Below are 25,726 nucleotides of genomic sequence, written 5' to 3'. Positions count from 1 at the left end.
CACCAATCGAACCCCCGTACAAACTTTCCAAAGGTACGTAGGTTACAAGCAAAAGGTCTAATGGTTTCGATGAAAATCATTAGACCTTTTTTAATTCAGTGTATCGAGTGGTTAGCCTGCGCCTATCACGAGAGCCTCTTAGTAATCACCAAGGGGACTCGGAAAGAGTGGAGACCGAGGCTCGTTAGCGGATAACCTTTACCGTAGTAGTGCCTTGGCGAATGAGCCACAAACCAGCACCACGCTCCATTGTTACCTCCGCAGTTCCTTGAGCATCGGCACGTCCCTCTACGAGCAAGCCCCCCTTAGCATCGTACACTTGGTAGGGAGCCTCGGCTTCGAGTCCCTCTACATAGAGGCTCGTTTCGGTACAACGAACGGCAACGCCCTCTCTACGGGCATCGTCAATGGCATCTATCAGTACAAAGAGCACCTCTACCATGGCATATTGCTCCGCCTTAAAAGTATTGCCCGTTATCTCCTTGCCCTCTACGACAATCTTTTTGAGCATATACTTATCTTCGGGGGTGGCAGAAATGGTTACGTCGGCTCCCTTTTGGATAGGTGTCCAAGAGGCAACTGCTTTACCCTCTACAAGAGTGGCAAAAGTACCATGCTGGGCAGGCAAACAGAGCAAACGTATCGTATTACAGCCCGTGCCATCGCCCTCGATGTCGCTCTTCCAAGCCTTCTCTTTGAGCATAGCGGTCTGTGCCGTGGCTCCACCTGTCGTCTTATTAATGAAGAGTTTAGCCTCATCTGCCTCGGTGGCTTTGGGCAAAAGATAGCATATATCGTTCAGCGTGCAGGCATCGAAAGGATTGCCTCTAAGATCTAAATATCTCAACGCTTTATTCGATGCAATATCCAAAGTCGAGAGTTTGTTACTCTGGAGATTGAGTTTCTTGAGATTAGGTAGCATAGTTACATCAATGGAGGTCAAGGATGCGCCCTCCAAGTCGAGCGATTTGAGGGCTGGAGTATGACTCAAATCGAGCGGAGTAGTGTAGTTATTGCCCCCTGCGGTGAGGATTTCGAGCAATTGGTTCTGACTCAAATCCAATGCGGTAATACTCGTATTGTAGCAAGTTAGCACGGTAAGTTTCGGATTCATCGCCGTGCGCAGTTCGGTGTACGCGTTCCAACCGCCATAGAACTCTTCCAAATTTGCCAAATGGCTAATATCAATACTGGTGAGCTTATTGTCGGTAATCCACAACTCTCGTAGGTTGGTGAGCTTATCGAGGTTGAGGCGGCTGATTTTGTTCTGCGCCAAGCGGAGCACCTTTAGGGCATCGTTCTTGTCGAAATGCGCCTCTACAAAGGGATTGTTCGTAATATCCAAGAGGGTGAGTTCGCCATAAATCTTAACAACAGCCCCCTTATCTATCGTTTGGCTGATACTAACGGGCTCTTTGGAGCCGATGGTGTAGTCTATCTTTTCGCCACTACCCCAATCAATCTGGATAGCAGTCCCCTCTTTCTGTGCCCCTAAGTGCATCTGTACAGTGGCTTCGTCTATCTCGTAACCATCTTCATCCACCCCCAAATCATCGGTCATTTTGAGTACTATATTGGCTGGGGTTTCATCATCGGGCAGAGGTTCGGGGTCGCCATTCTTGACACAATAAATCATCCCCTTCCATCCCTTCATAGCAGAAGCACAGAAAAAAGCGACCGAGAGTGCCCCATCGGGAGCGGTAGAAGAAACGGCAAACTTCTGCTTAGCAGGCGTTCCCTTGGTTTGGAACGTGGGAGTCAGTCCCTTGGGCCAGCCATACCTATACTCGCCATCTTCATCCATTTCGTTGTTAAGTACCACTATACCTGAGTAAATCCGCATCTCGTCGAATGAGTCCAACTCCATCTCTTCAAAAACGATAGTAATGTGCGAATTGGCATTTGTGGGCTTCAGTTGGAGCATCGTATAGGCATAGTTGTTGCGCATCCCCTTGTCGGGACCACCCGCATCGTAATACTCTTTGGGTTCGCCCTGCACTATGCTGTAATCAAATACGGGCCCCTCGCTACCAGGTTGGAATATTCTACCGTAACTCTGAGCAGTAAGTAGCTGCAAAGAGAGTAGCAATACGGAGAATAACAATACAGTTTTTCTCATCTTTTTCATTGTATTTCAGTGAAACTTCTAATAGAACCTATGGGCAAGAGAGTGCAAGGACTTCTTTTCCATACTATATGAGGTCGGAAGACTATCACAGGGTCTCTTTGGTTATAAACTCATATGCCAATGAGACAAAAATACAATAAATATTAAATAAAACCTATCATACAAACTCCACAAAAGAGTATTAAAAAAGGGGAGAACTAATACCTCTTTCCAAGTCTGCACATCATAAATAATTATTCATTTTAATCAATCACATTGATATATTTTTGTAACATCGTAAATAGTTACGATTACCAACCAAAGTTAGATATGAAAACAAAGCAGCTATCTGTATTATTCCTCTCTTTCCTATTAGTCATGTCTACATCATGTACTAAAAAGGAAGCTATTGAAGTCAAATCTTTTCGAGATGTTATCTTTCAAAAAGAAAAAATGCCAGAGTATTATTGGAATCAAAAATATCTCCCTGGTAATGTATTTATTACACCTACCATCCAAGATTACTTTTTAGCAGAAAATTGGCAATTATTACAACAAGAAAAAGGAAAGCCCATAAGCAACACTTTGAAAGGAAAATCACTGGCTTCTTTGGACACTATGATCATACAAGGAGAAGCAAAAACTCTAACGAATAAAAACGGAAGAAAGTACAAGGTGCTAAACGTAACCTCCTGTCAGAGCGTACCTTCTCAGGAATTACAAGGTACTTTACAGCTTCTACAACAGCCACAGGACAAACGTTTCTACTTAGCTATTCAGACAAAGACAGAGCTGTATTGGATATTAGACGATAGTAAAAATCTCCAGGAGGTTAAAGGAAACAAAGAACTACTGTACAGACCAGAGAAAGGGCACTACAACATCCGATTTTCTTTGGAAAAAGAACTCAATCAAACAATTACTGTTACAGGTTATATAGGGAAAAGCAAGTTAAAAGACAACTCTTTGTGCACTACTCTATTGATAACCAGCAAGAAGAGTTAATCTACAAAAAAGTAGCACTAATTTTCATCAGTCTTTTTAGCCGTTTGAACTTCATTTTACTGAACTGCGATAAAAAAACATACAACTACAAGGTTATAGCATCTCAGGGTCTCGGAGCTATACTCTTTTTGAGGAGGGTATCGAAGTTCTACCCTCCTTGCTTTCAATAGCTCTCAGTTTCCCAAAAGCAAAAAAATCCCGAGAGAAGGCAAATGCTTCTCTCGGGAGGGAGGTGAGCCGTACTGGAGACAAATCGTAGCCACCAATGGCTATACAACTAATTCGAGCAACGATCTCGAATTACTTACGGCAGATTACTTCTATTTCTACCAATCCGTTCTTAGGGAGCGTTTTAACTGCTACGGCAGAACGAGCGGGGAACGTGCCAGTGAAGTGCTTTTCGTACACAGCATTCATGGCTGCAAAGTCGCCCATATCAGCAAGGAAGCAAGTCGTTTTGATGATGTTATCCATCGTGTAACCCGCTTCGCTGAGAATAGCTTTGAGGTTGCGGAATACTTGCTCAGTTTGCTCAGCTACACCGCCCTCTACAAAATTACCCGTAGCAGGGTCTAATCCGAGCTGACCACTTGTGATGAGCATGCCGTCAAATTCGATGGCTTGGCTGTAAGGTCCAATCGCTGCAGGAGCGTTGGAAGTATTGATTACTTTTTTCATAAAACAAAATATTAATAACGATATTCGTTCTTATCTCTTAACTCTTGCTGGCGTAGCACCTCGAAGAGCAGTATGCCCCCTGCTACGGAAACGTTTAGCGAACCAATAGTACCCCTCTGAGGGATTGCTACTTGTATCGAAGACAAGCGAGCCACTTGCTCACTTACTCCCTCATGTTCGTTACCCAAGACAAGTGCCAACGGTCCTGTGAGGTTTGTTTCGTAGTAGCGTTGCGAAGCCTTTTCGTTGGCAACTACTACACTCAATCCGCTATCTTTCAGATAGCCCACCGCCCCCACAATAGAAGGCACTCGGCACACGGGTATGCGCATCAAAGCACCTGCCGAAGCATTGACCGCATCGGCTGTAACCGACACACTCCCTCGCTCAGGTATCACCAGCGCATGCGCCCCAGCACACTCTGCAGAGCGAGCTATTGCACCAAAATTACGAGTATCGGTAATACCATCCAGTACCACAATAAGAGGCTCAAACCCCTCTTCATACAAATGAGGGACAAGCATCTCTAATCTCGTATAGGAAACCTGTGCCATAACAGCTACACACCCCTGATGTGCCCCTCTTGTGAAGCGATTCAGACGCTCTTGAGGCACTTCCATAACGGGGATGCGTAGCCTACGTGCTGCGCTTTTAATGGTACGTATCTCCTCGGAAACAATACCCCGACGGAGGTAGATTTTATCAATTTCTTGCCCTGCATCGAGTGCCTCCTGTACGGAGTGTATGCCAAATATAATCTTCTCTTTAATCATTGTTCAAAAGTTCTCTCGCGGCAGCTCTCGCAGCCTCTGTTATAGTGTCTCCGCTGATAAGGCGTGCTATTTCGTCCTCTCGTTGCTGTGCATCGAGCAGGGTTAGTTCGGTGTGCGCCATCTGCTGCTCATCGTACCGCTTGGCAATACACATCTGCGCCCCACTGCGTGCTGCCATCTGTGGCAAGTGGGTAATAGCAATGACCTGAAGGTAGTGCCCCATGCTCTGGAGTATCTTACCCATTTTGTCTGCCACACGGCCCGAAACGCCCGTATCTATCTCGTCAAAAAGCAGGGTAGGTAGTTGGTCTCGCTCTGCCAGCATAGCCTTTACCGCCAGCATCACGCGCGCTATCTCTCCACCCGAGGCTACCTCGCCAATCGGACGTATATCTTTCGCACCATTAGCCCCAAAGAGTAGGATCACTTGGTCGTATCCCATGGGCGTAGGGCTATCGGTAGGAGTTAGGGCAACTTCGATGTAAGCATGAGGCATCTCTAATTGATGGAGGTCTTCGGTAAGACGTTCGGCAATTTTTTGTGCTACTGTACGACGCATTTCGGTAAGCACGGCAGCAGCTTGGTCCATAGATTGTCGTGCCTCGGCAAGGCGCTGCTCCGCCTCTTGAAGAAGCATATCTTGGTCTTCGTGCTGCTGCAACAGAGCTTTGAGTTGGTCACGAAGGGTGATAAGCTCTTGACTACTCGGCACTCGATACTTTTGGAAGAGCGTGTTAAGCAAGTCCAATCGGTCCGTTACCTGCTCCAGCAGTAACGGATTGGACTCTACACTCTCCGAAAGATTGCCCAAGTCGGTGCGCACATCATTGAGCTCAATACGGCAAGAGTGCAACCGCTCGGCATACTCCTCTAAGGTACTTACCTTGGTTGCCACGGACTGCAACGCCCGCTCGGCTTGGAGCAAAAGAGAGAGAGCCCCCTCTCCCTCGCCCTCCAAGAGCGAAAGGGTTTCGAAAAGACCAGCTTTGATTTCGTCGGCATGGGATAGTTGCTCCTCCTGTTCGGCAAGCTCTGTCTCTTCATTTTCTTTCAGTTGCGCCTCGTTCAACTCGTTATATTTGAAAAGGTTGTAGTCGTATTCCTCCTTGCCTCGTCGTATCTCTTCGGTGAGTTGCGCCAAGGCTTTCTCCGCCCCCCTATACTCGGCATAAGCGTTGGTATAGACCTCAAAAGGCGCAAGGCTCGGCAACATCTTGTCTACCATACGCATTTGAAACGAAGAACCCGTAAGACTTAAATTTTGATGCTGTGAGTGGATGTCGAGCAACATAGCCCCCAACTCTGCCAACTGTGTGAGCGAAACGGGAGTATCATTGATGAAACAACGCCCCCTGCCCGATGTGGCAAGCTCTCTTCTTAGGAGGCAATACTCCTCTCCCTCGAAGAGGAGGTCGTTTTCCTGCAACCACTGCTCCGCTTGCTGTGGGATGGTGGCGAACTCTCCCTCTATGATACACTTCGTAGCCCCCTGTTTAATCATCGAACTCTCGGCACGCTTACCTAAAAGAAGAGAAAGCGCACCAACAAAGAGGCTCTTACCCGCCCCCGTCTCTCCCGTTACGGAAGTGTATCCAGAGGAAAACTCTACAGACAAATAGTCTATAAGTACGAAGTTGGAGATGGTCAATCGGCTAAGCATAGCATCTGTAACTCTTAAAAGAGGGGTTAGCGTTTAAGGGCATCAAGCACATTGCCCTCGGTAGGGTAAATCTTTGAAAGCAGTTTGTAGGCTGCCTGCTTCTCCTCTGGAGTAGCCTCTTTTGCAATCTGTACAATCTCTTGCAACTTAGTTTGGGATACCAGCATAAGTAAAGGCGAGAGGGAGTTACCCTGCCAAGAGAGTTCTAAATCTTTGAGACTCTCCAAGAGAGAAGTGCGCCCTCGTTGCACGTTGGCAACCAACTCATCCAACCCTTTACGATGATACGCATACCAAAACTTTCTAAAAGGTTCTTGTCGAGGATCATTTAATGCCTCTGCTATGGCGTAGCGGTTATAGTCGTTTTCATAGGCTTTCCAACCCTTCCAATCGGCATTGGTCTGACCTGCACTATTGACTAACTGACGCATTTCGGTACGAGCTATATTACCCCCTTGGAGCGAGAAGCTATCGAAATCAAGTGCCAGAATAAAATAAGCGTAGAAAACCATCGTAGCCACCAGATTACTACTTATCTGATTGCTATTGTATTCAACCACATCGAACGATTGATACTCAAAGTTCACATCTCTATCTCTATATACCAAAAGAGGTGATTGATAAGAAGCATTGTAAACAGGACGTTGGGCAGTAACATAAAGTTCCGCTTGATATTTTGACTCATCCTCTACAGAGAGGAGATTTAGTGCAAAGTTACATTCGATGCGCTCATTGGGCGAAAAGACGGCATTGGTCCAACGCGTATTGTTGAGCATATCGGAGAGCTGTCGTTCCAGCTCGGCAAACTGTTGCTTATCTACCGTACCTAATCGGTCAGTATTGATAGCCACCTTTGCCTTTAACTCTTGTGCCGAACTGAGGAAAGGCAGGAGCAAAAGAAACAGGAAAACAATACTTTTCAAGAGTCTACTCATACCCTTTCTAACCTTTTGATGATAGCTTGTACAATGTCTTGCGCCACCTCTTCTTTTGATTTGAGGGGGAAGTGGACCACTTCGGTAGCTGAAAGCAGGGCAATCTTATTAGTCGTACCCCCAAAACCAGCTCCCTGATCGGAGAGAGAATTGAGTACCATCATATCCATCCCTTTGACTCTCATCTTACGGAGTGCCTCCTCTTCGTTGGGAGAGGTCTCTAAAGCAAAACCCACTAACAGCTGTCGAGCTTCTTTCTTTGCCCCCAATGTAGCAGCAATATCAGGATTTTTAGTGAGTTGAATTTGCAGTTCTTGTCCTAAAGTTTCACGCTTCATCTTGCCCTCTACAGGCGTAGTAGGTCGATAGTCTGCCACCGCAGCCGAGAAGATAGCGATGTCGCTCTTAGGGAAAATCACTTCGGATGCCTGTAACATCTCCAAAGCCGAAGTTACTCGAACTGTTTTCACCCCCGATGGGTCGGGCAGTGCCGTAGGACCCGATACCAAAGTAACCTCCGCTCCTTGCGCCTTACAAGCCGAAGCCAAAGCATAGCCCATTCGCCCCGAAGAATGGTTGCCAATGAAACGTACTGCATCAATCGCCTCATACGTAGGCCCTGCCGTTATAAGTACTCGCTTTCCTTGAAGAGGAGCTTTTGAGAGAGGTGTCGCAAGGGGCATTGCTCCACTCTCAAAGTAGCGTATCACCTCCCCAGCAATATGTTCGGGTTCTGCCATACGCCCTTTGCCCTCCAAACCGCTTGCCAAAAATCCAGAACCAGCATCTATGATATGTACTCCCCTTTGTTGTAGTATAGAGAGATTGTTTTGCGTAGCCTCATGCGCATACATATCCAAATCCATGGCAGGAGCTACCCACGTGGGTGCTTTCATAGAAAGATAGGTAGTTAGAAGCATATTGTCGGCAATGCCATGCGCCATCTTGCCCAACGTAGCTGCAGAAGCAGGTGCTATGAGCATAAGATCTGCCCACAGACCTAAAGAGACATGGCTATGCCACGAACCATCTCGACGGTCGAAAAACTCCGAAACAACGGGTTTATTAGTAAGGGTTGATAGAGTGAGAGGGGTAATAAACTCTTTGCCTGCAGGAGTTATTACCACCTGTACCTCTGCCCCCTCTTTGATGAGACAACGAATAAGAGTAGCCGCCTTGTAGGCAGCGATACTGCCCGTAATACCCACTACGATATGCTTGCCCTGCAACTTCATCGGATTAGTTTTTGCGTGTAGCCTCCAAGTAAAGGCGTGTGAAATGCTTCTTTGTATCTTCGGGGAAATCGGAACCCAAAATCCAACCATAATAGCCCGGTTCTTGGAGCAATACCTCCTGTACGGAGCGTCCTTTATGTTTGCCGAAGTTAATTATTGGCTCACTTTTATCATTAAGAATAATACGCCCCGCCAAGTCTACATTGCGATTTTGTTGTGAGAATTGTGCCAAGAACTCGATATTATTTTGAAGTTGATCGGGATAGCGGTCCAACTGCGCCTTGAGTACTTCGTAAGTAGCACGTGTGTCCGCCTCGGCAGAGTGTGCATCTTTGAGTTCTTCATTGCAGTAGAAGCGGTAAGCAGCCTCCAAGGTACGTTGCTCCATCTTATGGAAGATGTTCTGCACATCTACGAAACGATACTGCCCCAGATTAATCTCCACACCTGCTCGAATGAACTCTTCGGCAAGCATAGGTATATCGAATCGGTTAGAGTTATAGCCCGCGATGTCGCACCCGACAAATTCCGATGCCAAACTCTTGGCTATCTGACGGAAAGTGGGGCAATCCTTAACATCATCGTCCGATATACATGTATTGCTGTAGTCTCGGGAGGGATGGGGCATTCGGGATTGATACGGCGTGTTTTACTCTCCTCTCTACCATCAGGATAAACCTTCAAGAGAGAGATCTCCACAATACGATCCTTAACGGGCGAGAGACCCGTAGACTCTATATCGAAGAAAATAATGGGGCGATTGAGTGCTAATTTCATGCCGATATTGTTTTAGGAACAATGAGACCGAGCAAGTCTTTGCCCTCCTCAAGATCTAAGGGTTTTACCAATAGAGGTCGTGTTTGGTCTGCCAAATGGAATATCAAATCGTTCTCACCCATGCAAGAGAGTATCTGCACCAAATCGTGCGTACCGAAGGCGATGGTCATACGGAGTGTTTCGGGCACATCACAAGGGAAGTTCTCTTGTGCCATCTTCTCCTCGCCAAACACACCTGAAGTAATCACGATAGCTTGGTCTGTAAACTGCAACTTAACAATGGATTTATCTTCTGCCAAAAAGGTGTAAATACGTTTAATAACACTATTGAAACGCTTTCCATCTATCTGCACTTGATGAGGGCTATCAGCTGGGATAATAGAGGCATAGTTAGGGAAACGACCTGCCAGTAGAAGTGTGGAAATTTCTACCGATCCGAGTGAAAACACCGCCTTGGACTGTGTATAGGTAACGTGTACAGGTTCGCCCGCATAACGAGGCAGAAAGCCACGCAAGAAGTTAGCTGTCTTAGGAGGCAAAACAAAGCGTTGATGTTCCTCCTTATTAGGCACGGCAACGATTTTATGGTCGCACATCTTGGTTAATATGAAGCCGTTGGTTGCCACGAAAGTAAGTCCTTCGGGAATGAAGTCCATACAAACCCCGGTAAGGATGGGACGTTTTTCGTCCGTAGCTACAGCTGGAAGGGCTGCATCTAACGCATGACGCAAAGTGTCTACCGTAAGGGTGGCACTGTGCAAAACGGGTTCTTCTTCGGGCTGTTTCTGTTGGAGACTCACGGGAGCCAACTTGCGAGGATAGAGAGAAGCATCGCTACAAACGAATTTGAAGTATCCTCCATCGAACGTTACCGAAACTGCAGAATTCTCCTGATTGTAAGAGAAAGTCAATGGCTGATCAGGCAAATTCTTGATATAGTCTATCACATCCTTAGGACGTACTGTAAAAGAGCAGTTTCCCTCGGCAGAGAGAAGAGGGAGTACCCCCGAGATACGTAACGATTGGTCCGATGCTGTAACATGAAGAGAACCGTTTTCTATCTCAAAAAGGAAGTGCGAGAGTATCGGAAGGGTGCTATTAACAGGAACAATCTTGGCGATGCTTTGCAGGAGAGAAGATAACTCTCCAGATGAGATCTTAAATTCCATATTTGTAGGAGTCTTATTAGTTTATTATCCACAAAAATAGCCTTTTTTGAGGAGATTAAGAAGCCCTTTTTGAGACTACCATATAATCTCACGCTCAGCACGTTCTTTTCGAGAGAATACCTCTTCTTCTATCTTTCCAATAGAAACAAAAAAGCTACCCAACCAAAGTCAGGTAGCTTTTGTTACGAGTACCTCTCCGTTTGTCGAAGAGCTATCGGTAGTATACCCTAAAATTACATTTCCCAGATTTCCTTGTCGTTAGGAATGTGGATCTTGGTGTTTAGAGGAGCCACACGAGAGATGTTGAGCAAGTGCTTGTAAGTAAAGTTCTCTGAAATAGAGTTGTTACCCCAAGAACCGCAACCCAAAGTATTGGTTACAGCCAAACCATTTTGGATATGCCCCCCTGCAGTAGTTGCACTTGGTGCATTAACTACGATACGAGATACTGTTACTTCAGAACCAACGAGGATGATGTGTGCTTGGTTGTTAGAGTGGATAGCACAAGTGTGACCATTACCTTCGTTAGCCAAGTTGGTGCGTGCAATTTGTACCCCTTCTTCGAAGTGCTTGTAAGAAAGTACGCACATTACAGGACACATCTTTTCCTTACAGATAATGTCTTCTGCACCTACTCCGTGAGCTTCTACCATAATAACACGAGTTCCAGCAGGAACAGTAAGCCCAGCCTTCTTAGCGATAAAGTCCACGCTCTGACCTACTACGTCTTTAGCGATAGAACCATCTTCGAAGATAGCAGTACGTACGCGCTCGCCTTCTTCTGCAGTACAGAAGTAAGCACCCTTGTTGCGGAATGCGCTATATACAGCTTCTTTATCCTTTTCGTTGTAGATAATGCTTTGTTCGCCAGAGCAGATAATACCGTTGTCGAATGCACGACCTGTGATAATCTTATCAGCAGCTACTTCGAAGTCGATATCTGTATCCACAATTACCTGTACGTTACCAGCACCCACACCGAAAGAAGGCTTACCAGAAGAGTAGGCAGACTTAACCATACCCATACCGCCCGTAGCAACAACTACGTCTACAGCACCCATCAACTCTTGTGTTTTTTCGATGCTGGGCTCTTCGATAATTTGTACCATTGCGTCAGGTACATTGAAAGGAGCAATAGCCTCCTTAATCAAACGTACAGCGTGAGCAGAACATTTCTTACTGCGTGGGTGAGGAGCAATGATAATAGCATTACAAGTCTTCAACGCAAAGATGATGTTACTCATAGGAGTAACGATAGGATTTGTAGTAGGAGTAACAGCACCAACCACACCGATAGGCTTAGCAATCTCAATCATGCCTGTACGCTCATCAATATTGAGGATACCTACAGACTTTTTGTCATGAAGGTTGTACCAAACACCTTTAGACTTACCTTGGTTCTTGGCAACTTTGTGTTCGTACACACCCATACGAGTTTCATCTACTGCTTCACGAGCCAAAATCTCTGCATTTTCGTAGATTACTTTCGCTGCAGCACGACAGATGTTATCTACAGACTCTTGGTTATGAGTGGCTTGATACTGTTTTTGAGCCTCACGAGCCAGGCTCACCATTTCTTTGATTTCCATTTGGACTTCTTATTTTTTATCGTATTTGTTGAAATCTTATTCCAAAACGCCGTCTAACACCAATTAGAATAGACGTGTATAGATGCCCTCAATCTCATCTACAGAGAAAGGGACGTAGTTATTTTTGAGCAAACGTTGTTGTGTTACAAGCACCGACTCTGCAAAGCCACGGCACTCTTCTTGCTTCATACCATACTCTTGAAGAGGTTTACGGCTGATGAGCTTACCGAGCAATTCGTCAAGAGCTTCATACACATTATCTACCGTACAGTTGAGCAAGCGAGCCAACTCTTTTTCCAATGGGGCGATAGCTCCGTTGGGATCTTTTTGGTGGTAGAGCTTGAATACCTCTGTAAAGAACTGATAGTTAGCCTCTCCATGAGGAACGTGGTAATTCCCCCCAAAGGATAAGAGAGTGCATGCACTGCACCCACCCCAGCATTACCGAATGCAATACCCGCCATGTTGGCAGCAATAAGCATGTCGGCAGCATATTTATGACGCTCTTCGGGATTAGTAGCAGCAATCTTTTGGAATACATCAATGATAGTCTCCATAGCTGCCATACTGAACACACGTGTGTAAGGGTTGCAACGAGGAGATACGCAAGACTCAATAGCATGTATCAGCGCATCAATAGAAGCCGCAGCATAGAAGCGGAAGGGCAAGCCCGCAAGAAGTTCTGGATGATAACCGCATCATCGGCAACAATAGCATCATCGGCAAGCCCCATCTTGGTGTGGCGAGACTTAATCTCGGCAATAGAGATGTTGGTAACTTCGCTACCTGTACCACAGGTGGTAGGTATAATCACCAGTTGCTTCTCTTTAATCAAAGGAATTTTGTGGTCGAAAGCATCCATTACATCTTTGAGATCTTTGAGAACAAAGAGCTTAGCGATGTCAATTACCGTTCCACCACCAACGGCTATTACACGATTGAAGGTAACTCCCTTCAAGTCGCGCAAGATGTTGTTCATCATCTCGTCAGAAGGCTCACCCACACCATACTTCTCTTGCATAACAAAGTGGCAAGGAAGGTTAAGGGCCTTCATAAAAGGTTGATAAAGGAAGTCATTGGTGAGTACGAGGTCATGCTCATTGAGGGCAAACTCCGTAGCAAACTCGGCAAAAGTCTCCGAGCGATGCACTTTTGTGCTTAACTTAAGTAACTGCATGAGTTCTGCGTAATATTTTAATGAGGGAAACGTTTATTCAATTCTTCTGTTAAGCTGGCGCGAAAATCGGGGTGCGCAATAGCAATAAGAGCCTTGGCTCTGTCTCTTAAGGTACGTCCTTTGAGGCGAGCCACACCATACTCGGTAACGACATAATCAACATCATTGCGAGAAGTTGTTACGGCTGCCCCCTCTGCCAATAGAGGTACGATGCGAGATACCGTACCCTTAGCCGCCGTAGCAGGCATAGCATGATACTTACTCCATGACCCGACATAGCAGCACCGCGTACATAGTCCACCTGACCCCCTGTACCACTGAACTGTTTGTAACCAATAGTTTCGCTACAAACCTGTCCCATAAGGTCTACCTCTATACAGCTATTGATACTTACAATACGATCAAACTGCATCACTGTACAAGGGTTGTTTACAACATCTACAGAGTCGAGACGCACATCGGGGTTATTATTAACGAAGTCGTAAAGCTCTTTGGTACCCATGAGGAATGTAGCAGTAAGTTTACCCTTGTCAATCTCCTTGCGAGCTCCCGTAACAATACCTGCACGCACGAGTTCCAACACGCCATCTGAGAACATCTCTGTATGGATACCCAAATCCTTTTTGTCCTTAAGGAAGAGCAACACGGCATCGGGTATAGCGCCAATACCGAGCTGAAGGGTATCTCCATCTTTTACGAGGCTTGCAACGTTACTACCGATAGCCTCTTCGGTAGCCCCGATTTTGGGTCGAGGTATTTCGTATAGGGGATAGTCTCCCTCTATGATATAGTCTATTTTAGAAACGTGGATGAGGTTGTCTCCCCCTACGAAAGGTGTTTGCTTATTCATCTCGGCGATAACCACCTTGGCACACTCGGCAGCAGGGCGCGTATAGTCGCACGATACACCATAGCTACAGAAGCCCTCTGCATTGGGTTCTGACACTTGGATAACAGCCACGTCTACAGGAATAGTACCTTCGCGAAGGGCGCGAGGCACTTGATAGAAGAACATAGGAAAAAAGTCGGCACGACCCTCGGCAATAGCTTGACGTGTATTGCCTCCAACAAAGTTGGTTATGTGTTTGAAGTGCCCTTTCATCTCGGGAGCACAGTAGGGAGCTTCCCCTAGCACCAGCATGTGATAAATCTTCACATCCTGATAGTTCTTGTAATTTTCACAGAGTGCCTTGATTGTGAGCTGAGGGGCACCTGCCGCATGGGAGAGGACTACGGTGTCTCCACTCTTAATCGCCTTTATCGCCTCTTGGGCAGATACGACTTTGCTTTTGTAATCTTCCATCACTTTAGTTTCGTAATATTATCGAGAATATTGATTTCGTATTCTTCTTTGTGTCGATTAAGGTTACAGAAGCGAGTTACTTCTGTTGTGCCTTTCGTGCTTCTTGTCGTTCTCGAAGCAAGGCTTTGGCTTGATTAATGAGGTCATCGTCTATACCCGAAACGGCAATAAGACGAAACTCCTCGTCTGGAAAAGCGCCCCGTAGAGTAGCCTCGACCAATTCGTCCAGTGTATCTCGCATAGAGGGGCAGGCAGCACAAGCCCCCTTGAAGGAGACGTGGATGTCTCCTTCAGGGGATATGCTACATAGCTTGACGCCACCTCCATGTGAAGCCAACGCAGGGTTTACCTGTTGTTCCAACACAGCCTGTACGGCATCAAAACTCAAACTCATATAGATTAAAAATCTTTGGTCTACTATTATTTACCAGCAGGCTTTTGGTCCAAAGAAACATCAACCTTGGCAATTTCGCGTGCCAACTGCTTCTTACCTTCGATATCGCCTTGACGTTGGATCATGATACGTTGAGCCTGAGGAGAACCAGCACCGTGCATAGACTCTGTACGATAACCCACTGCAGCTGTACCGAGTGTGATATTTTCGATGAGACGAAGTACACGCATACGATTTTCAACGTTGGTACCTGTAGCTCCTTGTAAATATTTGCGTACCAAGGGTCCGAGCTTTTCGTCACGAAGGTCTTGCTCTGCGGGCATAGTTACCATAAGACCGCCAGCGATGTCCTCTGCCAAACGAGCAATCTCATAGGGGAAGCGTGTAATATTTTGCTTACAAACATTCGCCAAAAGGAGGTCGATAAGATAGTTACCACTCTTAGTAGGTTTACCCTCAGCCGAACAAGCAATACCACAAGCATAGAGTGTTTCGTTCAAATGAATCATCTCGATGAGCTTATCCTTGATGTGCGAAGCCTTAGGGACACCATTGTAGTCTGCTGCCAAAGCTGCTGCACCGATAAGGACATCGCCCACACCTACCTTACAACCACCATAAGACTGACGGTGATAGCCTGCAAAACGCTCTACCATTACCCCTGCATACTTGTACTCACGGCACATGAAGACACGTTCGTTAGGGATGAATACGTCGTCGAAGATAACCAACGCTTCGTGACCTCCAAAAGAAGAGTTACCCAAATCAATATCTGCTCCCTCTTCCATCTTACGAGTATCACAGCTTTGACGACCATAAATCATCAAAATACCAGGAGCATCGCTCTCAATAGCAAAAGACACGGCATAGTCTGCATCATCTTCACGCATAGCCAATGTAGGCATGATGAGGTGTTCGTGAGAGTTCACGGCACCTGTTTGATGCGCCTTAGCTCCGCGCACCACAATACCATCTTCGCGCACCTCCACAATACGAAGGTAGAGATCTGGGTCGGGTTGTTGTGAAGGCTCAAGTTACGGTCTCCCTTAGGGTCGGTCATAGCGCCGTCTACCACGAGGTCTCTCTCTTGTACCATCTCAAGGTACTTCACAAAACGTTTGTGATACTCTGTACCGAGCTCTTGGTCCATATCGTAAGTAGTAGAGTAGATAGCGTTAAAAGCATCCATACCTACGCAACGTTGGAAGCAAGATGCGGTTTTCTGTCCCAAGAGACGTTGCATCTTCACCTTGTTCATGAGGTCTGTCGTATTCTGATGAATATGGCAGAAACGGTTGATTGTCTTACCCGTTAGGTGACTTTTTGCAGTCATCAGCTCTTTGTATTCATCATGTTGAGCCAACTCATAAGTCATTGCCAACGAATTGAGTGATGGGCGGATTACAGGGTGATCTACTGGATTGTCGATCTTTTTGCCCATGAAGTAAACTTGAAGATTCAGTTTACGCAAACTCTCGATGTACTCTTCTCTCGTCATCATAACTTTAATCCTTTCCTTTTTTCAAACTTTCCTCAAAGGTTAGTTTCTAAGAGGTCCGTTATTATCCTTATACTATATTTATTAAGTCATCTTTTTTCCTCTGACCTAAACCTTGGTTAGCACATAGTGTCAGGGTTAGGCAGGACACAAAAACAGGGAGACTGTACCTTCGATCTCTCCTAAACATCGAACCCACAGAACGATAATAGGAGGCGATAAAAGACAAAAGCCCCTTGACAGTCCGCACTTAGGCTATTCCTATCAGGGGCCAAATTTCTTAGGCAGTGTTTGGTATGAGGAGGACAAAAGACATTTTACACAAAAGAAACAACCCCTTCCACAAAAGATGCTCCTCGTGATGCCTCACCTTCTTATCACCCACCGTCTCCTATTCCCCCGGAATAGGCGGGCTATCTCATAATTATAGAATGTATCAAGAGGGGAATCCTACCTTATAGGTATTCTTTCACTCTGCACGGAAGCACTTCGCCAAGCGTTCTATTTATTGGAGCAAGCCCCAATATCTCTCCGTACACTGCACCTCTTCTTTGTGAACAAAGGTATACGTACGAACAAAGATATAACGGAGATACTTCTATAACTGCCACAAAGTTAGCACTTCTTTTTGTTCTGCCAAGTTATTCTTACGATTAAAGGGAATAGATTTTCAAATGTGCACAAAACAACAGAAGATGTGCAGGGAAAAAGAGGCTCTTATACGAGGAGAAGAAGGAACTATTCTTTACGCCCCTCTCTGTCTTCTATATCTTTTCTCCAAAGAAGGCTGTACCCTATCCGAGTACAGCCTTTTGATAGAGGATATATTGCCCCGATGGGATAATCCATCTACGGCTTTAATAATTCTTACTGTTTAACCACGGGGATTGCCTTACCTCCAACCTCAACAAGATAAGTTCCTTGTGGCAGTCCAGAGAGATCAAGTGTAGCAGATCCGTCCCCCTTGCATCGCGTGAGCTGTACTGCCACTCCCTGAGTGGTAAAGAGAACTACCTCAGCAAAGGCTTCCGCCCCTCGTATGCGAAGCTCGAAGGTCACAGGATTGGGGAATACTTCTATGGCAGAAGACATTACCTCTTCACTTGCGGAGGGTTGAGAGCCTTCGTAACGTCGAGGGTTACCTCCATTATAATCTTCGCACTCCCAACCTTTTTCCCAAGCCAGCTTAGCATCTGCTTCATAGCAAACGTTGCGCTCCGTCTGAGACCCTGTATTTATAATACGTAGCTTATTGTTATGCATCGGGTGCGGATAGCTGTGGTCGGGTAGTGATTTGATCAGGGTTGAGCATGCCTCGCCACTTATTTGATTTTCGTAACAAAATACAGAAGAGAGGTTATCTAACCCTGTAAAATCTAATCCTTTAAGAGCACACTTTAGTTTCCATAGGTCTAAATTTTAGTTGTCTCGTGTGCCAATGAGAGCAGACGCTCAACGAAACTCTGGCAATGCTTCTCCCTAACCAAAGTTCGCGTCAGAAGAGGTGATATAAAAAGAGGAGCTTACCCGACTTTTACATCGAGCCAGCTCCCTTTTATATACATACACCTCAACTTACCCTCTCTTTACCCAACAAGGGAACAAGGATAGAGTAAAGTCGATTATGATAGCACTAAGGAGTACCGCCTACACAATGCACGTATTGGAGTCCAGAACCGCCAAAGCCGTTATGTTTACAATATCCGTAACACTCGCCTCATGGTCGGCAAAGTAGACCGGCTTGTTTAGCCCCATTTGAATAGGTCCTACCACCTCTTCGGCATCGTCTGCCTCTCGAAGCAACTGATAGCAAGCATTCGAAGCTGTCAGACGGGGGAAAATAAGCACATTAGCCTTTCTGCCCCTAATTTTATTCTCTGGATAACGCTTGTCTCGCTTTTCGGCATGTAAAGCAAGAGATACTTGCATTTCTCCATCAACCAAAAGATGAGGATAACGCTCATGCAATATAGCCACCGCCTTCTGTGCCTCCTGTGTAGACTCAGCGTCGGTAGAGCCAAAGTTGGAGAATCCGACCAATGCCAGAACAGGTTCGATACCGAAACAACGTACCTTCTCAGCAGCCAAAACAGCTATATCAACCAACGCATCTGCCTTTAGGTTGCAATTAATCATGGTATCGGTTAAGAAGAGAGGACCATTCTTTAGCGTTACCATATGCATGGTAGCAAAATGGTTGACCCCCTTTCGAAGTCCTACGGTCTGCTTGGCAATCTCTGCCAAATCTGTGTGATGGCTGTAAATACCCGTAATCATTGCATCGGCATCTCCTTTAGAGAGCATCATCATACCAAAGTAATTGGGGTCGTACATTTTATCAACAGCCGTCGGCAAATCACCTCCCTTACGCCAGTTTTGATGAGCCAAAAGCTCGGCATACTCTTGGCGACGTCCCTTTTCAGCCTCGTCTCTATAATTGATAATAGTAAGCCCTTCGAGCGAAAGGTCCAACTCTTTTGCCAATTGCTCTAAATGCGAGGGGATACCTAATATAATAGGATGTGCCATGCCCTGCGCTTGAGCCTCTACGGCAGCACGCAAGACCGCGGGATTATCTCCTGCGGCATACACCACACGACGAGGACTTAGTTTGGCAGCCTCATGGAGGCGACGGGTCAAGTGACTCATCAAACCTAAACGAGAGCGTAACTCATCTTCATAGGCAGACCAATCTTCAATAGCCCTCTGGCTACTCCACTCTCAATAGCTGCACGTGCTACTGCCGATGAAACCCGCACTATCAAACGAGGGTCTACAGGCTTAGGGATAAAATAGTCTGGGCCGAAATGCAACTCCACATTGCCATAGGCTCGGGTAACCTCTTCGGGTACAGCCTCACGAGCCAACGCTGCAATAGCAAGAGTAGCAGCCTTCTTCATCTCCTCATTGATGGCACGAGCCTGAACGTCCAACGCCCCTCTAAAGATATAGGGAAATCCGATCACATTGTTTATCTGATTAGGATAGTCCGAACGACCCGTTGCCATAATAACATCTTCGCGAGCAGCCTTTGCCTCTTCGTAAGTAATCTCTGGATTAGGGTTTGCCAAGGCAAAAACAATAGGCTGTGAAGCCATAGCACGCACCATATCTTGTGAAAGCACTTTGGCACGCGAAAGCCCGACAAAAACATCTGCCCCCACAATAGCCTCTGCCAAAGTGTGAATATCGGTACGTGAAGTGGCAAAATAGGCTTTCTCTTCGGTAAGATCGGTACGCTCTTTAGAGATAACCCCCTTACTGTCGAGCATCACGATGTTTTCTCTTCTTGCTCCAAAAGATTCATAAAGTTTAGTACAAGATATAGCCGAAGCTCCTGCTCCATTGATAACAAAGCGAGCTTCCTCTATTTTTTTGCCCGCAATAGAGAGCGCATTGAGAAGCCCTGCGGCAGATATAATAGCAGTACCGTGCTGATCGTCATGCATCACGGGTATATCCAATTCTTTCTTGAGAGTCTGTTCAATCTCAAAACATTCAGGGGCTTTAATATCTTCCAGATTGATCCCTCCAAACGTAGGAGCTATTGCTTTGACTATTTCGATAAACTTTTTGGGGTCTTTCTCATCCACCTCTATGTCAAAAACATCAATCCCCGCATAGATTTTGAAAAGAAGTCCCTTACCCTCCATCACGGGCTTACCCGCCATAGCTCCTATATCACCCAAGCCAAGCACTGCCGTTCCATTGGAAATAACGGCTACCAAATTGCCCTTAGCCGTGTACTTATAGGCTGCCGTGGGGTCGCTCTCTATATCCTTACAAGGTACTGCTACGCCCGGACTATATGCCAATGTCAAATCTTGCTGCGTGGCATAGGGTTTTGTGGGGCGTACTTCTATCTTACCAGCTTATCGCCTGCATGGTAAGCTCTCGCCAATTCTTCCAATTTGCTATTCATATCTGTTGTGTCTCTTATACTATCGAACACAGAGGTATAGGAGGTGTACAACCTACCTCTCCTATCCTCTCGAACTCACTATTGCAAACTTTATACTCTATTGAAATTTAGTGATACACTACTTTCCAACGCTTTTTACTCTTTCTGTAAGAAGGTACCTTTTGCACCTTCTTAAGATAAGCAAGGATACTTTCTACCGATGTATAGCCTGTCTCCTTATAGGAGGAGGTATGCTCAAACTCGTAAGCATTGGCAATATAGTTGTTATAAGCTACACGGTACTTATAATCCTTCTTCAACGGCTTTTTATTAGGAGTAAACAGTTCTACTGAAAAACATTTTTTACTCTTCTTATCTACGTGATATACAGCATACAAACCTGCCGCATATATAGGACTCTCAAACTCTTTGCTCCAGTTTTTGAGCAATAGTCTACTAAGCTCTTCTGGAGTAAGTTCTATTACCACCATTTCGTTACCAAAGGGATCTAACGAATAGACATTGTGGTTGGTGATAGGACCTTTGGGCAGGCGACTCATGCGCACCCCTCCTCGATTTTGTAGAGTTATATCAACGCCTAATGTTGAGTAATGGGCATCTGCCATAAAAAAGCCCAATTCCTCTCCAGAGGTAAAGTCATCCGAAGCCTCTCCTACCACTTGTTTGAAGAAAGGATTGCTATTGAAGTCGTCCACCACGGCACGGATGGTAGCACTCTCCTCTCCTGCTTGGGCATCAATCGAGAGGAGTTGTGTAGTAACCTGCACCTCCGAGGAGTCCGAAAGGGTCAATGTAGTGAGGTAACAGTTGCGCAAACGACTTCCCGCCTGTGTAATGGTGCATTTGCCCTCCTTGATAGGTTCGGTAAGGAGAGTATGCGAATGCCCCCCGATGATAAGGTCAATCCAATTATTATCACGTGCTACTATCTGATCTTCCTCTACCCCTAAGTGCGATACCAACACTACGGCATCACATACCTCACGTAGCTCTTGATACTTTTTGATCTCTTTTTGGGCAGGAGCAAAGCGCACGTGCTCTACCCAAGTGGGGTTTGTAGCAGGCAAACCACTTTTCTCCAACTGCAAAAGTCCAACCAAACCGACTCTCACTCCATTGGGGAGAGTGTGTATGGCACTGGGCAGAAGACGAATACCTCGCTGAGGAGCAGGGAAAACGTTTGCTGCCAAGAAAGGGAACTGTGCTACCTGAGTAAGGAGTCCCAAGTCGGCACGAGTGTCAAACTCATGATTTCCAAGCACCGAATAGTCGAAACGCACCATATTCATCAAATGAGTCATCGGGTAACCTCTTGGCGTAAAAAGATCATTAATAGGATTGCCACTATGGTTATCTCCAGCCCCGATAAGAAGCATATCGGGATAGATTTGACGCAGGCTATCTACCATGTAACCAAAACGAGGAAATTGATCTATGGCAGCATGCATATCATTGACAGAGAGGAATACTACCTTTTTCTCTTGCGCTACGGTGGTTTGCACCGTACAGAAAGCAAAGAAAGCTACAAAAGCAATCATTATACCTCGGCTCCAGCTTCTCTGCATCATTGAATAGTTACGTATGTATTTCATAAAAAGACTTTTGTTACGGCACAAAAGTACGACTAATTGAAAGGAAAACCAAAGGGAGGAGAAGAGTTGAATACTGAAAGAAAGCCTAAAAGAGTGCATCACTCCGCCTGTCCAAGAGTAGTCAAAAGCCCTTACCTTACCTCCATAACAAAATTAGCGTCCACCCTCCAAAACCTCAAAGAGAACCCCCTCTCCGAAATACGACCTTCAGAAAGGGGGCTTCTACAAAACGTTTGAACGCTTTTCTCAAACAGTAGAGAATGAGAGTACTACAATAAATCTCTCAACCTCTCTATCCTAATATCGAAAGCATTTATTACTTACGGAAAGGACCCTTTACCACCTCTGCCTTGAGGTTGCGTCCACGTACCGAGATAGCGATAGGAGTGCCTACCTTAGTATAGTCCATAGTTACATAGCCCATACCGATACCCTTCTTAAGGCAAGGAGACATAGAACCAGAGGTTACAACGCCAATCACCTCGCCCTGCTCATTTACAATATCATAGTGCTGACGTGGAATACCCTTATCAATCATCTCGAAGGCAACGAGCTTACGAGTAAGTTTACCAGCCTTTTGCTCTTCCAAGAGGGCACGGTCTATCATCTCTTTCTTATCGTCGGTAAATTTGGTTATCCAGCCCAAACCAGCCTCAATGGGAGAGTGAGTATCATCAATATCATGACCATAGAGGCAGAAGCACATTTCTAAGCGCAAAGTGTCTCGACAGCCCAAACCAGCAGGCATAATCCCCTCTTCCTTACCCGCTTCGAAGAGTGCGTCCCAAATCTTCTTAGCATAGTCTGGATAGAAATAAAGCTCAAAACCACCTGCTCCCGTATAACCCGTAGCAGAGATAATTACATTAGGACAGCCTGCAAAGAAACCTACCTTGAAGTTATAATACTCGATTTCTGAGAGGTTGATATCAGTGAGTTTTTGCATCACCTTGATGGCGTTAGGACCTTGTACTGCCAACTGAGCAATTTGATCAGAAGCATTTTCCAAAGCCGCACCCATAGTATTTTGAGCCTTGCACCACTCCCAATCCTTTTCGATATTAGCCGCATTAGGCACCATCATATATTTGTCTTCGTCGTAACGATAGAGCAGGAAGTCGTCTACAATCCCCCCTTTTCCATTAGGGAAGCAGCAGTATTGCACCTGACCAATAGCAAGTTTAGAGGCGTCGTTGCTGGAAACTTTTTGCAAGAAAGCAAGGGCATTAGGACCTTTTACCCAAAACTCTCCCATATGTGATACATCAAATACCCCAACATTATTAACCACATTGAGGTGTTCCTCAGTGATTCCAGAGTATTCGATTGGCATATTGTAGCCTGCAAACTCAGCCATTTTTGCGCCAAGTGCAATGTGTACGTCGGTAAACGGAGTTGTTTTCATCTTATTTATATGTTTGTTTTTTTAATCAAATCGCCTCAAAGTTACGATAATATCCGATAATATCCATATCATTGTATAGATACCTTTGCATAAATAGATGCCCTCTCACAATTCTCAAATAGAAATAGCCATAATGGAATAAATACGGGAAGTATTGCTCCTTCTCCGCCGTGCCTCCTCTGCTACATGACCCTTATATATTTTTCAAAAGTTATGGTAATGCGCCCAAGTATAAATATATTTGTCCCCAAATTAGAAATAAAGCAATCATATTTAGCCCAAAGATTTATGAAACACATCTACTCTTTTTTAATCGGGGTACTCTTGACTATTTGCTCTGCAGGAGCGCAATCTGCCCCATCTAAGGGCATAACTGCTCAATACGAAGACTACTCGTGGAAACCTCTAACAGGCAATTATGTAGCAACTGACTATAAAGGCGTAACCCACGATATACAAGCCTATTTGGCAGAAGGTAAGTGCGTACTTATCGACTTCTCGGCTACCAACTGTGAACCTTGCTGGAAGCTTCACCAACAGGGCTATTTGGAAAAGTATCATAACCTCTTTGGACCTAATGGCACAGAGATGCAGCGCTTGGTTGTACTATGGGTCGAAGTCTATGGAGCTCCGTGGGACAAGATAAAAGACCCCTACAAAGACTGGACTAAAATACACAACTCGACAGACGATGTAAGCTACCCTATCCTGTCCGAACGAGAGATGGACAAAAAGTTAGGTATACAATTTAACTCCGTACCGAGCGTCTTTCTCATCAGCCCCCACAATGAGTACACAGAAATCTATCAAACAGGCATTTTATATTCAGAAACCCGGTTGAAAGAGTTGATTAACGCTTGCCCCAAGTTACCCCAAGCTCCCAAAGCTGTACAAGCCTATGCCTTAGAAACAGCCTATACGGGAGAACAAATTGCTTGGACACCTATCTACGAATCAATAGCCCCCATTACCAGCTATGCGTGGACATTCGAGGGCGCAAATACCCCCTCCTCTTCAGAGCAAAACCCCGTTGCTGTATGGGATACTCCCGGCACCTATAAGGTACAGCTAACCCTACAAAACATCAAGGGAAGCACTACCGCCGAGCGTACCTATACCGTACTCGACAGAAAAAGTTCGACCCTCCCAATAAATGAAGATGCAGAAAATGGCACACTGCCTAAAGGGTGGCGCACTTGGGAGGAAGATGGAGACTTCAAAAGTTGGAGTAATTTGAAAATGGACCTCGACCGTTTGGGTTTGACCATCCCCGAAAATTACAAAGGAGGCTACAACTCTCCTCTCTGTTGGGTATCGTGGAGTTTTTATCCCACAAGCGGAACAGTTGCTCCTAATGGAGGCTTTAACCTAAAAGGAACTAACGTAGCTGCGCAAAACTGGCTAATCTCCCCCCAATCTCCATACCCGAAAAAGCGGTAAAGGCCTCTATATCATATGCAACGAACAGATACTTTCTCTCCAAACCCGACCACTACCAGCTACTCGCTTCGACCGAATCGACACTTGCATCACACTTTACCCACGTCCTCAAAGAGGGGCAAGTAACCCATTCCAAGGAGTGGCAAAATGAAACCATAGACCTAATGCCGTTTAAGGGAAAGACGGTAACACTCGCTTTTGTTCACAAGCGCATAGGCAACACCTCCTCTCTAAGCCCAGGTTCCAGCTTCCTTTTGGACAACATCAAAATAGAAGTTGAGGTATCCTCTGCAACGCTACCTGCACTGCCCGAGGAAGAAGTTAGTATCTTCCCGACAGAGAGTTCGACACAGATTACAGTCCGAACTCCCCAAAAGAGTCAAGTTCGCATCTTTGACCCATGTGGGAAACTCCTCTATTACACCGAAAGTGCTTCCGAAGAGTTTACTCTTAATGTAACAGATTGGCAAACGGGACGCTACTTCGTACAGGTAGTTACTCCAGACAAACAGGCTACCGCTCAGTCTTTCTATGTTAAGCATTGATACCTCTCACCTCCTTTTGGAAAGAAGAGAAACATCCTAAAATAACCTTCTAAGAGAGTACTTCATAAAAGGGTGCATCGAACTTATTTGGGATACTTCTTTACGCCGAGGTGTATCTACACACATAGAAAAAGAGACACTAAAAACGAAACTAAAAGAAATGTACAGAAGGGCGTAACTAAAACAGAATGTAAAGGCAAGCAATCTATATGCGCCCCATAAACCATGGTATTGTCGCAATAAAAACCTATCCTTCTTTTCGGAGGGATAGGTTTTTTCTTTATCTCAATTACAGATGCTATTACCCACCCTCCCCATTTCCTACATCCACCATTAACTTTCGACTTTAGCCATATACTTTGCACGCACCCTTTATCTCCTATCTCAAGACCTTCTAATTACCGCATTCTACAAAACATAGCAGAAAGGTCGGTGTAATAAACTCTTCAGAGTACCAGCGATGAGCAGAAGCAACGCAATCAAATTAATTAAATATTTTGACAATAAAAACAAAACAATTAC

16 protein-coding genes and 5 pseudogenes are annotated in these 25,726 nt (G+C 45.5%); 4 read left to right on the top strand and 17 right to left on the bottom strand.

The window, feature by feature from the left end; all coding sequences use genetic code 11:
• Positions 1–184: 184 nt before the first annotated feature.
• The gene (locus tag JCM15907_RS02825) at positions 185–2,119 is read right to left on the bottom strand and encodes a leucine-rich repeat domain-containing protein (protein WP_025842642.1); all 1,935 of its coding nucleotides are present in this window, start codon (positions 2,117–2,119) and stop codon (positions 185–187) included.
• 318 nt (positions 2,120–2,437) lie between these two features.
• Between JCM15907_RS02825 and JCM15907_RS02820 the strand changes: the two genes are divergently transcribed.
• Positions 2,438–3,112: a hypothetical protein gene (locus tag JCM15907_RS02820; protein ID WP_148297446.1), complete on the top strand. Its 675-nt coding sequence runs from the start codon at positions 2,438–2,440 to the stop codon at positions 3,110–3,112.
• Between the two features lie 300 nt (positions 3,113–3,412).
• On the opposite strand, the gene JCM15907_RS02815 is transcribed toward JCM15907_RS02820, so the two are convergent.
• The 12 genes and pseudogenes from JCM15907_RS02815 to JCM15907_RS10340 form a co-directional block, all read right to left on the bottom strand.
• Positions 3,413–3,790, bottom strand: coding sequence for a RidA family protein (locus JCM15907_RS02815; RefSeq protein WP_025842640.1), 378 nt, complete (start codon positions 3,788–3,790; stop codon positions 3,413–3,415).
• 11 nt (positions 3,791–3,801) lie between these two features.
• A complete protein-coding gene (gene rlmB, locus JCM15907_RS02810; protein WP_025842639.1) occupies positions 3,802–4,563 on the bottom strand; it encodes a 23S rRNA (guanosine(2251)-2'-O)-methyltransferase RlmB in 762 nt (253 codons plus the stop codon).
• Entirely contained in the window at positions 4,556–6,223 is a 1,668-nt protein-coding gene (gene recN, locus JCM15907_RS02805) for a DNA repair protein RecN (protein WP_025842638.1), read from the bottom strand. The genes rlmB and recN overlap by 8 nt, the downstream gene beginning before the upstream one ends.
• 26 nt (positions 6,224–6,249) lie before the next feature.
• A complete protein-coding gene (gene porD, locus JCM15907_RS02800) occupies positions 6,250–7,158 on the bottom strand; it encodes a type IX secretion system protein PorD (protein WP_025842637.1) in 909 nt (302 codons plus the stop codon).
• Entirely contained in the window at positions 7,155–8,393 is a 1,239-nt protein-coding gene (gene coaBC, locus JCM15907_RS02795) for a bifunctional phosphopantothenoylcysteine decarboxylase/phosphopantothenate--cysteine ligase CoaBC (RefSeq protein ID WP_025842636.1), read from the bottom strand. The genes porD and coaBC overlap by 4 nt, the downstream gene beginning before the upstream one ends.
• A 4-nt stretch (positions 8,394–8,397) precedes the next feature.
• Positions 8,398–9,170, bottom strand: a pseudogene (locus JCM15907_RS10355) (exonuclease domain-containing protein).
• Positions 9,167–10,339, bottom strand: a complete 1,173-nt coding sequence (dnaN, locus tag JCM15907_RS02785) for a DNA polymerase III subunit beta (RefSeq protein ID WP_025842635.1) — start codon at positions 10,337–10,339, stop codon at positions 9,167–9,169. Before dnaN ends, JCM15907_RS10355 begins: the two are co-directional and overlap by 4 nt.
• Before the next feature lie 233 nt (positions 10,340–10,572).
• Entirely contained in the window at positions 10,573–11,928 is a 1,356-nt protein-coding gene (locus tag JCM15907_RS02775) for an aldehyde dehydrogenase family protein (RefSeq protein ID WP_025842634.1), read from the bottom strand.
• Between the two features lie 63 nt (positions 11,929–11,991).
• A pseudogene (locus JCM15907_RS10350) lies at positions 11,992–13,105 on the bottom strand (4-hydroxybutyrate dehydrogenase).
• A gap of 17 nt (positions 13,106–13,122) precedes the next feature.
• Positions 13,123–14,408, bottom strand: a pseudogene (locus JCM15907_RS10345) (acetyl-CoA hydrolase/transferase family protein).
• Between the two features lie 76 nt (positions 14,409–14,484).
• Positions 14,485–14,802, bottom strand: a complete 318-nt coding sequence (locus JCM15907_RS02760) for a NifU family protein (RefSeq protein WP_025842633.1) — start codon at positions 14,800–14,802, stop codon at positions 14,485–14,487.
• A 26-nt stretch (positions 14,803–14,828) separates the two neighbouring features.
• Positions 14,829–16,303 (bottom strand): annotated as a pseudogene (locus tag JCM15907_RS10340) (4-hydroxyphenylacetate 3-hydroxylase family protein).
• 671 nt (positions 16,304–16,974) lie between these two features.
• Here JCM15907_RS10340 and JCM15907_RS02750 point away from each other — a divergent pair.
• On the top strand, positions 16,975–17,178 hold the full coding sequence (locus JCM15907_RS02750) for a hypothetical protein (protein WP_148297445.1): 204 nt from the start codon (positions 16,975–16,977) through the stop codon (positions 17,176–17,178).
• On the opposite strand, the gene JCM15907_RS02745 is transcribed toward JCM15907_RS02750, so the two are convergent.
• From JCM15907_RS02745 to gcvT, 4 genes and pseudogenes are all read right to left on the bottom strand, one after another.
• Complete coding sequence (locus tag JCM15907_RS02745) at positions 17,168–17,563, bottom strand: T9SS type A sorting domain-containing protein (RefSeq protein WP_025842631.1); 396 nt, start codon at positions 17,561–17,563, stop codon at positions 17,168–17,170. The two genes, JCM15907_RS02750 and JCM15907_RS02745, sit on opposite strands and share 11 nt — an antisense overlap.
• 384 nt (positions 17,564–17,947) lie before the next feature.
• Positions 17,948–20,222, bottom strand: a pseudogene (locus tag JCM15907_RS10335) (NADP-dependent malic enzyme).
• Positions 20,223–20,329: 107 nt separating this feature from the next.
• Positions 20,330–21,814, bottom strand: coding sequence for a bifunctional metallophosphatase/5'-nucleotidase (locus JCM15907_RS02735; protein WP_159099904.1), 1,485 nt, complete (start codon positions 21,812–21,814; stop codon positions 20,330–20,332).
• A gap of 316 nt (positions 21,815–22,130) precedes the next feature.
• Complete coding sequence (gene gcvT / locus JCM15907_RS02730; protein ID WP_025842629.1) at positions 22,131–23,219, bottom strand: glycine cleavage system aminomethyltransferase GcvT; 1,089 nt, start codon at positions 23,217–23,219, stop codon at positions 22,131–22,133.
• 288 nt (positions 23,220–23,507) lie between these two features.
• Here gcvT and JCM15907_RS02725 point away from each other — a divergent pair, with 288 nt between their 5' ends.
• Both JCM15907_RS02725 and JCM15907_RS02720 read left to right on the top strand, forming a co-directional pair.
• Complete coding sequence (locus JCM15907_RS02725; protein ID WP_025842628.1) at positions 23,508–24,659, top strand: PKD domain-containing protein; 1,152 nt, start codon at positions 23,508–23,510, stop codon at positions 24,657–24,659.
• A complete protein-coding gene (locus JCM15907_RS02720) occupies positions 24,617–25,204 on the top strand; it encodes a T9SS-dependent choice-of-anchor J family protein (RefSeq protein WP_306305469.1) in 588 nt (195 codons plus the stop codon). Before JCM15907_RS02725 ends, JCM15907_RS02720 begins: the two co-directional genes overlap by 43 nt.
• Positions 25,205–25,726: the final 522 nt, after the last annotated feature.

Origin of the sequence: Porphyromonas gingivicanis JCM 15907 (genome assembly GCF_000614585.1) — a bacterium.
GTDB classification, from domain to species: Bacteria; Bacteroidota; Bacteroidia; order Bacteroidales; family Porphyromonadaceae; genus Porphyromonas; species Porphyromonas gingivicanis.
This window is presented reverse-complemented; position numbering and strand designations above follow the sequence as displayed.

Coding starts and splice junctions, on each gene's coding strand:
- JCM15907_RS02825 (WP_025842642.1), bottom strand. CDS start 2,119: ATGAGAAAAACTGTATTGTTATTCTCCGTATTGCTACTCTCTTTGCAG.
- JCM15907_RS02820 (WP_148297446.1), top strand. CDS start 2,438: ATGAAAACAAAGCAGCTATCTGTATTATTCCTCTCTTTCCTATTAGTC.
- JCM15907_RS02815 (WP_025842640.1), bottom strand. CDS start 3,790: ATGAAAAAAGTAATCAATACTTCCAACGCTCCTGCAGCGATTGGACCT.
- rlmB (WP_025842639.1), bottom strand. CDS start 4,563: ATGATTAAAGAGAAGATTATATTTGGCATACACTCCGTACAGGAGGCA.
- recN (WP_025842638.1), bottom strand. CDS start 6,223: ATGCTTAGCCGATTGACCATCTCCAACTTCGTACTTATAGACTATTTG.
- porD (WP_025842637.1), bottom strand. CDS start 7,158: ATGAGTAGACTCTTGAAAAGTATTGTTTTCCTGTTTCTTTTGCTCCTG.
- coaBC (WP_025842636.1), bottom strand. CDS start 8,393: ATGAAGTTGCAGGGCAAGCATATCGTAGTGGGTATTACGGGCAGTATC.
- dnaN (WP_025842635.1), bottom strand. CDS start 10,339: ATGGAATTTAAGATCTCATCTGGAGAGTTATCTTCTCTCCTGCAAAGC.
- JCM15907_RS02775 (WP_025842634.1), bottom strand. CDS start 11,928: ATGGAAATCAAAGAAATGGTGAGCCTGGCTCGTGAGGCTCAAAAACAG.
- JCM15907_RS02760 (WP_025842633.1), bottom strand. CDS start 14,802: ATGAGTTTGAGTTTTGATGCCGTACAGGCTGTGTTGGAACAACAGGTA.
- JCM15907_RS02750 (WP_148297445.1), top strand. CDS start 16,975: ATGTGCACAAAACAACAGAAGATGTGCAGGGAAAAAGAGGCTCTTATA.
- JCM15907_RS02745 (WP_025842631.1), bottom strand. CDS start 17,563: ATGCATAACAATAAGCTACGTATTATAAATACAGGGTCTCAGACGGAG.
- JCM15907_RS02735 (WP_159099904.1), bottom strand. CDS start 21,814: ATGAAATACATACGTAACTATTCAATGATGCAGAGAAGCTGGAGCCGA.
- gcvT (WP_025842629.1), bottom strand. CDS start 23,219: ATGAAAACAACTCCGTTTACCGACGTACACATTGCACTTGGCGCAAAA.
- JCM15907_RS02725 (WP_025842628.1), top strand. CDS start 23,508: ATGAAACACATCTACTCTTTTTTAATCGGGGTACTCTTGACTATTTGC.